The sequence below is a fragment of the Sinosporangium siamense genome (genome assembly GCF_016863435.1).
Lineage (GTDB): Bacteria > Actinomycetota > Actinomycetes > Streptosporangiales > Streptosporangiaceae > Sinosporangium > Sinosporangium siamense.
Genome location: NZ_BOOW01000028.1, coordinates 212,665 through 223,798 on the forward strand (window position 1 = coordinate 212,665; position 11,134 = coordinate 223,798).

The following is an 11,134-nucleotide window of genomic DNA, read 5'->3' on the forward strand; positions in this document are numbered from 1 at the left end:
CCGGCCCTGCGGCCTTTCGGCAGATTGTTTATGTGTCGGCCGACGACCTGGCGGTAGTGTTCACTCCCGTGACACTTGCCAGCATTCCGAGCCCCGAAACCGCGGTCTGGTATTTGAACCTCGGGTTCGTCGAGATTCCGCTCCGGGCTTATACGCTGTGCATGATTGCCGGCATCGTTGTCGCCGGCATTGTCACGGACAGGCGGATGCGCAGCCGCGGCGCGCCTGCGCAGGCCGCTCTCGATATCGCCGTGTGGGCGGTGCCATTCGGCATCGCGGGCGCCCGCCTTTATCACGTCGTCTCCACTCCGGATAAATACTGGGGCGCCGGCGGTGAGGGCATTGTGGGCGCCCTCAAGGTCTGGGAAGGCGGCTTGAGCATCTGGGGTGCCGTTCTCGGCGGTGCGCTGGGCGCCTGGATCGCCTGCAGGAAAATGCAGTTGAGCTACTCGCTCCTCGCCGCCTCCATCGCCGTGGGTCTTCCGCTCGGCCAGGTGGTCGCCCGCCTGGGCAACTGGTTCAACAACGAGCTCTACGGTGGCAGGACCGACCTGCCGTGGGGCCTTGAAGTGCACGTGATGTCCGGCGGCAGTGCGGCGGTCGGCCCCGGCGGCAGGCCCGTTCTGCTGGAGGGGCTTTATCACCCCACATTCCTCTACGAGATGGTGTGGAACCTCGGTGTGGCCGGTTTGGTCTACTGGCTCGACCGCAAATACAAGTTCGGCAAAGGCCGCGCCTTCGCGCTTTATGTGATGGCTTACACCGCGGGCCGCGCCTGGATCGAGACCATACGCACGGACGAGGCCTTGGTCTTCTTCGGCCAGCGGCTCAACGTCTGGGTCGCGATTCTGATTTTCCTGTGCGCCCTGGCCTATTTTGTGCTGCGCAAGGGAGTGCAGGAGTTCCTCATCCCGAACCCCGACGGCAAGGGATTCCTGACCGTCACCGAGAAAGAGTTCCTCGCGTACAAAGCGGATGAGCACCCGGCCAAGGCCGACGACGCCGCCCCTGCGGACGGACTAGGTCAGAGCCGCTGAATGCCGGCAGGCCACACGCGGAGGCCGTCGTGTCCGCGTAGCGGGACAGTGAGCACAGCCGGCAGATAACGCCTGGTTGTGCGCACCTCGGACCAAGCGCGCGATAGGCATGTGCCGGACCACGATCGACTGCCCGGCTCATGCCGTACGGCACGAGCCCCGCAGGCCACCCCCAGGAACGTCAGGTAGATCACGTTCAGTACTGCGTCGAGCGCGGCCGGCGGTTCGGCCGGTGCCGGCATGCGGAACGGGATCCCGGCCGCCGCGATCCGCTTCTTGGCCCGCGTGATCCGGGCCGCCATGGCCGGCTCCGAGACCAGGAACGTGCTCGCGATGTCGGGCGTCGCTACGCCGCTGACCAGCCGCAACGTGAGCGCGACCCGCCCCTCGGGGGTCAGCGCGGGATGGCAGCACAGGAACACCAGCCGCAGCCGGTCGTCGTATGCCACCGGCCCCGCTTCCTCGGGCTCCACTAGCAGGTGCAGCTTCGAGCGCAGGGTGTCGGCGCGCCGCAAGGCCCGCAGCGCGTTGCGGCGGGCCGCGACGGTCAGCCAGGCACCCGGCCGTTCCGGCACGCCGCCGCGCTCCCAGTCGTCCAGCGCCGCGATGTAGGCGTCCTGGACACACTCCTCGGCCAGGTCGAGATCACGGGTGATCCGTACGGTCGCGGCGATGAGCGCGGCCCACTCGCGGCGATGCGCCCAGGCCACCGCCTCCTCGGCCGGGGTCACTGCAGCGGCCGCACCTCGACGGCGCCGTCCATGATCGGCAGCAGCCTGCCGACGGCCACCGCCTGGTCGAGGTCCTTGGCCTCCACCACGAAGAAGCCGGCGATGACCTCCTTGGTCTCCAGGAACGGGCCGTCGGTCACCAGGCCGCCCTTGCGGATCGTGCGCGCGGTCGGGCTGGGCTGCGTGGCGTGCTCGTGGAGCACCTTCACCCCCATCACGGCGATCTCGTCACCGGCGGCGATGTTGGCCTCCATGACCTCGGGCGGGATGTCGGCCACGCCACCTGGGGTTTCCTTCTCGTAGATCAGGATCGCGTATTAGGGCATGGTCACCCTCCTAATCAGGTGTGTGCGCACCTCCCGAGCTGCCTTCGAGAAAGGTTACCGATCCCCGCACGACGCCGCCCGCCGCCCGCCGTACCCGTGTCCGGGTCAGGGGCGGCGGCCGACGCGATCAGCGGGGTTCGAGGCCGCGGAGGACCTCGTCGATGCGGCGCAGGACCGTGGAGCGCCAGCCGCTGCCCATGAAGTCGCGGGCGCGCTGCTGGAGCGGGTTGTCGGGGTCGAAGCCCGCGTGGGTGAGGAAGATCCGGGTGCCGCGGCCCTCGGGCGCCAGAGTCCAGGTGATGGTCCAGTCGGCGTTGCCGGGGCTGCCGGGATCGGCGTCGCGCCAGCCGACGCGCAGCATGCGCTCGGGCTCGAAGGCCAGCACCTCGGCCTGGATGGTGCCGGAGAAGCCCGTGGCGGGGATGGCTTTGGCCTGCATGGTGTAGCGGTGGCCGACCTGCAGGCGGAAGTCGCCGGGCATCAGCCACCGGGCGATCAGGTCTGGCTCGGTCAGCGCCCGCCACACCTTCGCCGGTGGATGGGCCAGGAACTGGTCGACCCGGACGGTCGTCAGATCGTCTTCACTCACGGCTCATCGTCGTCCATCGAGTCGAGGACGTCGCGCAGGCCGCCGAGCCGCTCACGCCAGAACCGCTCGAACGGGTTCAACCATTCCTGCACCTCGTACAAGGGGGCACCCTCTAGGCGATAAAGCCGCTGCCGGCCCGCCCGGGTCTCGCTGACCAGCCCGGCTTCCCGCAGCACCCGCAGGTGTTCGGAGAAGCTCGGGCGTGCCATGGCGAAGTGGGAGGCGAGTTCGGCGACCGGCTGCGGGCCCTCGTCGCGCAGCATTCGCAGCACCTCCCGGCGCACCGGGCTGGCCAGGGCGGCGAACACCCGCTCCTCGGTGCTCCGCTCGATGGTGGACATCGGGGTCAAAAGCCCGAGGGGGCGGGCTCGGAGAGCACGAAGCTGTTGCCGTCGGGGTCGGTGAGGGTGGCCTGGCGTCCCCAGGGCAGGTCCGTCGGCCCCTGTACGGCGGCGCCCGCCTCCAGCAGCGCGGCGCAGTCGGCGTCCAGGTCGGACGTCTCCAGGACGATGCCGGTCGCACTGCCGGGGGTGAAGCCCTGCTCGGCGGTGGCCAGCGTGAACCCGGTCTGGGCGCCCTTCGGGGCGACCTGGAGCCACCTCACCGGCCCCATCTGCCGGTCGACGATCACGTCGAAGCCGAGTGCGGCGACGTAGAAGTCCTTTGCCCGATCCTGGTCGGAAACGGGCAGTGTGACGATCTTGGCGTGCGTGATGTTCATGCTCAGCACTATATATAGGTTTTTTCCTACCTGTCATCTCGATCCTTGCCGCCGGAGTGCGAGGGCTCTGCCGTACATGCGACTGTTACTATGCGTTATGGGATAAATGCATTGCGTAACATCGGGGGCTCTTGTGAAGATCGCATGTGTCGGCGGTGGACCCGCCAACCTCTACTTCTCCATCCTCATGAAACGGGTGAATCCCTCCCATGACATCACCGTCTATGAGCGGAATCCGGAGGGATCGACCTACGGCTGGGGGGTGACCTACTGGCGGGAGCTGCTCGACAACCTGCACAGTGCCGACCCCGACTCCGCCACCGCCATCGAGAACAACTCGGTTCACTGGGATCGCTGGGTCGCCCGCGTGCGTGACGGCGCCCCGGTGGAGGCGAGGCACTGGGACGGGGGCTACGGCATCGGGCGGCGCGAGCTGCTCGGCGTTCTCACCGAGCGGGCGCGGGGGCTCGGTGTACGGGTGGAGTTCGAGCGCGAGGTCACGCGCGAGGAGCAGGTGGGCGAGGTCGATCTCGTGCTCGTCGGCGACGGCGCGGGCAGCGCGCTGCGGGATCGCCATGCCGACCACTTCGGGACCGAGGTCGAGGCCGGGCGGAACACCTATATCTGGCTGGGCACGACCAAGGGCTTCGACGCGTTCACCTTCGCCTTCACCGAGACGCCGCACGGGTGGGTCTGGTGCTACGGCTACGCATACGGCAACGATCACAGCACCTGTGTGGTCGAGTGCGCGCCCGAGACCTGGCAGGGGCTCGGCCTCCAGCAGGCCAACGAGGCCGATTCGCTGACCATGCTGGAGAAGCTGTTCGCCGAGATGCTGGACGGCCACCCGCTGATCGCCCAGGGCCCCGTGCACTGGCGGAATTTCCGCACTCTGACCAACCGCACATGGCACCGGGACAATCTCGTGCTACTCGGCGACGCCGCGCACACCACGCACTATTCCGTCGGCGCCGGCACCGCCCTCGCCTTCGGCGACGCCGCCGTGCTGGTCAAGGCGCTGCACGGCGACACCTCACTCCAGCAGGCGCTCGCCCGCTATGAGCAGAGACGCAAGGCCGCGATCACGCCCGCGCAGCGTGCGGCCCGCTATAGCGCGCAGTGGTATGAGAACCTCTCGCGCTACGTCAAGCTGCCGCCCGCCCAGATGATCGCCCTCCTCGGCGACCGTCACTCCCGAGTGCTGCCACACGTCCCGCCGCGGCTCTATTACCACCTCAGCCGGCTGCGCGGCACCAGGCGCACCTCATAGAGGTCCCCGTGAGAACTGCGCGGCGCGAGCTCCTCACGCCGTGAAGGCGGGCCGGTCGAACGGCGGTAGCCACTGACAACGGGGGTCGAAGGGCTGGAACCGGTTCGCGATGTGCCGGGCGAACCGGGGCAGCACCGGGTGAGGGTTCTGGCGGTGGTAGAGCATCGACCACGGAAACGCGGGGATGGGGTCGACAATCGGCATCTGGACGGTGCGGGGATGCCAGGGCACCTTGATCTTCTCCCCGACGAAGCCGATGCGTTCGCCGCGGCCGATCTCCTCGACGTAGTGGTCCAGCCCCCAGTTGGGCCCGGAGGTGTCGATCCGGAGGCCGAATTCGGCGCTGAGGTGGTCGTAGAAGTCGGTCCACTCGCTGCCCTCGACGTTGCCGGGCATCCAGACCGCCTCCCCGGACAGGCGGGCGATCTCCACGTGCGGCCGGTTCGCGAGGGGGTGGTCGCGGCCGACCAGCAGATGCAGCGGTTCCAGGTAGGCGGGCACGTAGGCGAGGTCCTCCTCCAAGACCCTGTCGACCCGGCCGAAGGCGGCGTCGAGGATTCCGCGGAGGATTCTTCCGCGCGCCGATCTGAACCCGTTCGACGAGATGATGTCGATCTCGATGTCCCCGGCCGTCTCGTGGAACCCACGGACCATGTCGATGGACGCCACCCGGCTGCTGATCACGTCGACGCGGAGCGAGCGGCGGCGTTCGCGGAGTACGGCGAGGGCCTGGTCGGCGAGGCCGACGAGGGCGCGGGCGTGGGGGAGGAACAACCGCCCGTCCTCGGTGAGGCCGGCCCCGGTCCGGGAACGCAGGAACAGCCGCACGCCAAGGTCGGATTCGAGTCTGGCGATGCGTTTGGAGATGGCCTGCTGGCTGATGCCGAGGCCCGCCGCGGCCTCGCTGAAGTAGCGGTCCTCGGTGATGGCGACGAAGGCGCGCACCGCCGCGAGGTCGAGGTCCATCCCATCTGGGGGCACAACCGTGGGTTGTGGTGGATCGGTGTGTCGATTGTTGGACAATCCCGCCTGCTCTCAGGTCGAATGCTCGGGTTCCAAGCTCGGGTCGCGAGCGAGCCTACAACTGAGAGGCGTGGATTAGGGTGGGATCCTTCGTGCATCTCCACGTGCACACCGAATACAGCATGCTCGACGGCGCCGCGAAGGTCGGCCCGCTGATGGACGAGGTGGCCCGGCTCGGGATGCCCGCCGTGGCGATGAGCGACCACGGCAACGTGCACGGGGCGTACGAGTTCTACCAGAAGGCCGGCAAGGCGGGCGTCAAACCGATCATCGGCATCGAGAGCTACGTCGCCCCGGCCTCGCGGCACCACCGGCAACCGGTCTTCTACAGCGACAACCTGGCGCTTCGCCGTTCCAACGACGAGACCGGCGAGGGCGGCGACGTCTCCGGTCGCGGCCTCTACACGCACATGACGATGTGGGCGGCCGACACCGGGGGACTGCGCAACCTGTTCCGCCTCCAGTCCCGGGCCTGGCTCGAAGGCCATGTCCAGAAATATCCGCGCATGGATGATGAGCTGCTCGCCGAGCACGGCCAAGGCCTCATCGCCACGACCGGCTGCCCCTCCGGCGAGGTGCAGACCCGCCTCCGCCTCGGACAGTACGGCGAAGCCGTCGAGGCCGCCGCCCGCTACCGCGACATCTTCGGCCCCGGCAACTACTTCCTGGAACTCATGGACCACGGCCTCGCCATCGAGCGCCGTGTCCGCGACGATCTGCTCAAACTGGGCAGAGAGCTCGGCCTGCCGCCCCTGGCCACCAACGACTCGCACTACGTCACGGAAAGCCAGGTTCAGGCGCACGACGCGCTGCTGTGCGTCGGCACCGGCAAGCGGCTCGCCGACACCGACCGCTTCCGCTTCGGCGGCAGCGGCTACTACATCAAGTCCGCCGAGGAGATGCGCGCCCTGTGGGACGCCGAGGTGCCGGGCGCCTGCGACAACACGCTGCTGATCGCCGAACGCGTCGGCGACTACGGGGAGGTCTTCGCCCACCGCGACCTGACGCCGCGTTTCCCGGTGCCCGAGGGCGAGACCGAGTCGAGCTGGCTGCGTGAGGAGACCCTGCGCGGCGCACGCCGCCGCTACGGCGCCGAACCACCGCAGGAGGTGCTGGACCGCATCGACTACGAGTTGTCGGTCATCGACGCCATGGGCTTCCCCGGCTACTTCCTGGTGGTCGCCGACATCTGCGCTTATGCCCGGGAAAACGGCATCGGCCTGGGCCCCGGCCGAGGCTCGGCCACCGGCTCGATCGTCGCCTACTGCACAGGCATCACTCAGCTCGACCCCATCGAGCACAAACTCATCTTCGAGCGTTTCCTCAACCCCGAGCGCATCTCCATGCCCGACGTCGACCTCGACTTCGACGACCGCCGGCGCAACGAGATGATCGACTACGTCACCCGCAAGTACGGCGAGGACCGGGTCTGCCAGATCGTCACCTTCGGCACCATCAAGGCCAAGGCCGCCGTCAAGGACTCATGCCGCGTGCTCGGTTTGCCGTACGCACTGGGCGACCGCATCACCAAAGCCTTCCCGGCGGCCGACGGCGGCAAGGAGATCCCCCTGGCCGCCATCCACGACAACCGCCACCCCCGGCACGGCGAGGCGGCCGAACTCCGCACGATGTATGAGCAGGAACCCGACGTCAAACGGGTGATCGACACCGCGGCCGGCCTGGAGGGACTGACCCGGGGGACCGGCGTGCACGCGGCGGGCGTGATCCTGTCCAGCGTGCCCCTGATCGACGTCATCCCGCTCGTCAAACCCAAGGCCGACGGCCCGGTCATCACGGGCTTTCCCTTCACCCAGGCCGAGGACATGGGCCTGCTGAAAATGGATTTTCTCGGCCTGCGCAATCTCACCGTCACCGGCGACGCCATCGCGAACGTGCGCGCCAACAAAGGCGTCGACATCGACATCCTCGACATCCCGCTCGACGACGCCACGACCTACGAGATGCTGGCGCGCGGCGACACCCTCGGTGTCTTCCAGCTCGACAGCGGCGGCATGCGGGTGCTGCTGCGGCTGATGCAGCCCACGACGTTCACCGACATCGCCGCGGTGAACGCGCTGTACCGGCCCGGCCCGATGGAGATGAACGCCCACACCAACTACGCGCTCCGCAAAACCGGTAAACAGCCGGTCGAGCCGATCCACCCCGAGCTCAAGGACGCCCTCGAACCCATCCTGGGCGACACCTACCACCTGGTCGTCTTCCAGGAGCAGGTCATGGCCATCGCCCAGCAGCTCGCCGGCTACTCCCTCGGCGGGGCCGACATGCTGCGGCGGGCCATGGGCAAAAAGAAGAAAGAGGTCCTGGACGCCGAATGGGCCAGATTCTCGGCGGGCATGCACGAGCACGGCTATTCCGTGGAGGCGATCACGGCGGTCTGGGAGGTGCTCGTCCCCTTTAGCGGCTACGGGTTTAACAAGTCGCACACCGCCGGATACGGCCTCGTCTCCTACTGGACCGCCTATCTCAAGGCCAACTATCCCAGCGAGTACCTCGCCGCCCTGCTCACATCCGTCGGCGATGACAAGGACAAGATGGCCGTCTACCTGTCGGACTGCCGCCGCCTCGGCATCAAGGTGCTGCCGCCCGACGTCAACGCCAGCAGGCTCGACTTCGCCGCCGTCGGCTCCGACATCCGCTTCGGCCTCGGCGCTGTCCGCAACGTCGGCGCCGGCGTCGTCGACGCGATCGTCGCCACCCGGGAGGCCAAGGGCCCCTACACCGGCTTTCACGACTTCCTCACCAAGGTCCCGTCCGTCGTCTGCAACAAGCGGGTCATCGAGTCCCTGGCCAAGTCCGGGGCGTTCGACAGCCTCGGCCACCGCCGTAAGGCACTGGTCGCCGTGCACGAACAGGCCGTCGACACCGTCATCGACGTCAAACGCGCCGAAGCCCACGGCCAGGACTCGCTGTTCGGCGAGCCGGCACAGAGCGCCGCGTTCGCGATCGCGATCCCGGAGGGGGAGTGGGACACCGCCACCCTGCTGACCTTCGAACGCGAGATGCTCGGCCTCTACGTCTCCAGCCACCCGCTCGACGGCGCCGAACATGTGCTCTCCGCCCACCGCGACACCCCCATCGCCGACCTGCTGTCCTCCGGGCGGCAGGACGGGCCGGTCCGGGTCAGCGGCATCGTCTCCGGCCTGCAACGCAAGGTCACCAAACAGGGCAGCCCGTGGGCGATCGTCACCCTTGAGGACCACGACGCGTCCGTGGAGTGCCTGATCTTCCCCAAGACCTACATCCTGTACGGCGAAGCCCTCGCGGAAGACCGCGTGATCTCGATGCGGGGCCGGATCAACGAGCGCGACGAGACGACGAGCGTCTACGTCGAGGAGGTCGTGCCCCTCGACGTCACCCGGGCCGACACTGAACCCCCCGTGGTGATCTCCCTCCACGAGACGCAGCTGACCCCGCGGCTCGTGCGGGAGTTCAAGGACATCCTCACCACCCATCCCGGCAGGGCACCTGTGCATGTGCGCCTGCACCGCCCCGGCGCCCCGGGCACGCTCCTGAACCTCGAATCCTTCCGCGTCACCCCGGAACCGGCGTTCTACGGCGACGTCAAAGCCCTGCTCGGCGCCGGCGCGATCGGGGGAGCATGATCGCGGCGTGCCCCCGCTGCCGCACGGGCGAGGTGGTGGCCGTCCTGCGTGTGCCGTACTCCTGGACGAACACGTCGGGAAAACCCGTCAGGGGCCGCAGCGACATTCTCCTGTGCACCCGCTGCGACGCGGCCGACCCGGTGACGGGCCCGCTGATCACCCATTTCACCGTCCACGGCACGGTCCCCGACGGCGATGACCTCCTGCTCCGCTGGATCGATCAGGCGAAGCCTCGGAAGCCGGATGAACACGCCCTGAGGGCCGAATTCGACGCCTGGCGTCAAGGTGATCTGTGACCGCCGTCACGGGAAACCGCGTCGCACGCGCCACCGCTTGCATGGACATGCGTTGGTATGCATATACTTCTGATCGTGTCCAAGGTCCTCACCTCCCTGCCTGTCGGTGAACGTGTCGGCATCGCCTTCTCCGGCGGCCTCGACACGTCTGTAGCGGTCGCGTGGATGCGCGAAAAGGGCGCCGTGCCCTGCACATACACCGCCGACGTCGGTCAAGCCGACGAGCCTGACATCGCCTCGGTGCCCGGCCGCGCCACGGCCTACGGCGCCGAGGTCGCCCGCCTGGTCGACTGCCGGGCGACCCTCGTGGAGGAGGGCCTCGCCGCCCTAGCCTGCGGGGCCTTCCACATCCGCTCCGGCGGACGCACCTACTTCAACACCACGCCGCTCGGCCGCGCCGTCACCGGCACCCTGCTGGTGCGCGCCATGCTCGACGACGGCGTGCAGATCTGGGGCGACGGCTCCACCTTCAAGGGCAACGACATCGAGCGGTTCTACCGCTACGGCCTGCTGGCCAACCCCTCCCTGCGCATCTACAAGCCGTGGCTCGACGCCGACTTCGTCAGCGAGCTCGGCGGGCGCAAGGAGATGTCGGAGTGGCTGCTCACCCACGACCTGCCCTACCGGGACAGCACGGAGAAGGCCTACTCCACCGACGCCAACATCTGGGGCGCCACCCACGAGGCCAAGTCACTCGAACACCTCGACACGGGCATCGAGATCGTCGACCCCATCATGGGTGTGCGGTTCTGGGACCCCGCCGTCGAGATCGCCCTCGAGGACATCACGATCGGCTTCGAGCAGGGCCGCCCCGTGACGATCAACGGCAAGGAGTTCGCCTCTCCCGTCGACCTGGTGCTGGAGGCCAACGCCATCGGCGGACGCCACGGCCTGGGCATGTCCGACCAGATCGAAAACCGCGTCATCGAGGCCAAGAGCCGCGGCATCTACGAGGCGCCCGGCATGGCGCTGCTACACGCCGCCTACGAGCGGCTGGTCAACGCGATCCACAACGAGGACACCCTCGCGAGCTACCACGTCGAAGGCCGCAAACTCGGCCGGCTGCTCTACGAGGGCCGCTGGCTCGACCCGCAGGCCCTGATGCTGCGCGAGTCCCTCCAGCGCTGGATCGGCACGGCCATCACCGGCGAGGTCACCCTGCGCCTGCGGCGCGGCGAGGACTATTCCATCCTCGACACCTCGGGCCCGGCGTTCAGCTACCACCCGGACAAGCTGTCCATGGAGCGCGTCGAGGACGCGGCCTTCGGCCCCGTGGACCGCATCGGGCAGCTCACCATGCGCAACCTCGACATCGCCGACTCCCGCGCCAAGCTTGAGCAATATTCCCGGCTCGGCATGGTCGGCACCGCCCACCCGATGCTGATCGCGGTGCAGGCCCCCTCACCCGAGCTCATCGGCACCATGCCGGAGGGCGGCGCCGAGGCCATCGCCTCCAGCGGCGAGGTCCCCGACGACCAGCTCCTCGACAACGCCGCGATGGAATTCGGCACCGACTAA

General features: G+C 68.3%; 11 protein-coding genes. 5 read left to right on the plus strand and 6 right to left on the minus strand.

What is annotated here, in order from left to right:
* Positions 1–32: 32 nt before the first annotated feature.
* Positions 33–1,037 carry a prolipoprotein diacylglyceryl transferase family protein gene (locus Ssi02_RS22045; RefSeq protein ID WP_239129334.1) on the plus strand — a complete coding sequence of 335 codons (1,005 nt, stop codon included), beginning with the start codon at positions 33–35 and terminating at the stop codon, positions 1,035–1,037.
* On the opposite strand, the gene Ssi02_RS22050 is transcribed toward Ssi02_RS22045, so the two are convergent.
* From Ssi02_RS22050 to Ssi02_RS22070, 5 genes are all read right to left on the minus strand, one after another.
* Positions 1,025–1,768, minus strand: coding sequence for a sigma factor (locus Ssi02_RS22050; protein WP_204028555.1), 744 nt, complete (start codon positions 1,766–1,768; stop codon positions 1,025–1,027). The genes Ssi02_RS22045 and Ssi02_RS22050 overlap by 13 nt on opposite strands.
* The gene (locus tag Ssi02_RS22055) at positions 1,765–2,046 is read right to left on the minus strand and encodes a YciI family protein (RefSeq protein ID WP_239129336.1); all 282 of its coding nucleotides are present in this window, start codon (positions 2,044–2,046) and stop codon (positions 1,765–1,767) included. The genes Ssi02_RS22050 and Ssi02_RS22055 overlap by 4 nt, the downstream gene beginning before the upstream one ends.
* A gap of 175 nt (positions 2,047–2,221) precedes the next feature.
* Positions 2,222–2,683 carry an SRPBCC family protein gene (locus Ssi02_RS22060; protein WP_204028557.1) on the minus strand — a complete coding sequence of 154 codons (462 nt, stop codon included), beginning with the start codon at positions 2,681–2,683 and terminating at the stop codon, positions 2,222–2,224.
* Complete coding sequence (locus Ssi02_RS22065) at positions 2,680–3,024, minus strand: ArsR/SmtB family transcription factor (RefSeq protein WP_204028560.1); 345 nt, start codon at positions 3,022–3,024, stop codon at positions 2,680–2,682. Before Ssi02_RS22065 ends, Ssi02_RS22060 begins: the two co-directional genes overlap by 4 nt.
* A gap of 5 nt (positions 3,025–3,029) precedes the next feature.
* A complete protein-coding gene (locus tag Ssi02_RS22070) occupies positions 3,030–3,404 on the minus strand; it encodes a VOC family protein (RefSeq protein ID WP_204028561.1) in 375 nt (124 codons plus the stop codon).
* A gap of 133 nt (positions 3,405–3,537) precedes the next feature.
* On the opposite strand from Ssi02_RS22070, the gene Ssi02_RS22075 reads away from it, so the two are divergent.
* On the plus strand, positions 3,538–4,674 hold the full coding sequence (locus Ssi02_RS22075; protein ID WP_204028562.1) for an FAD-dependent monooxygenase: 1,137 nt from the start codon (positions 3,538–3,540) through the stop codon (positions 4,672–4,674).
* Between the two features lie 33 nt (positions 4,675–4,707).
* Here the strand turns inward: Ssi02_RS22075 and Ssi02_RS22080 are convergent, their stop codons facing one another.
* A complete protein-coding gene (locus Ssi02_RS22080; RefSeq protein WP_204028563.1) occupies positions 4,708–5,697 on the minus strand; it encodes a LysR family transcriptional regulator in 990 nt (329 codons plus the stop codon).
* Between the two features lie 92 nt (positions 5,698–5,789).
* Here Ssi02_RS22080 and dnaE point away from each other — a divergent pair, with 92 nt between their 5' ends.
* From dnaE to argG, 3 genes are all read left to right on the plus strand, one after another.
* Complete coding sequence (dnaE, locus tag Ssi02_RS22085; protein WP_275410732.1) at positions 5,790–9,320, plus strand: DNA polymerase III subunit alpha; 3,531 nt, start codon at positions 5,790–5,792, stop codon at positions 9,318–9,320.
* Positions 9,317–9,616 carry a DUF6300 family protein gene (locus Ssi02_RS22090; protein WP_204028564.1) on the plus strand — a complete coding sequence of 100 codons (300 nt, stop codon included), beginning with the start codon at positions 9,317–9,319 and terminating at the stop codon, positions 9,614–9,616. Before dnaE ends, Ssi02_RS22090 begins: the two co-directional genes overlap by 4 nt.
* A 75-nt stretch (positions 9,617–9,691) precedes the next feature.
* Positions 9,692–11,134 (plus strand): argininosuccinate synthase, encoded by a 1,443-nt coding sequence (gene argG / locus Ssi02_RS22095; RefSeq protein ID WP_204028601.1) that lies wholly within the window; start codon positions 9,692–9,694, stop codon positions 11,132–11,134.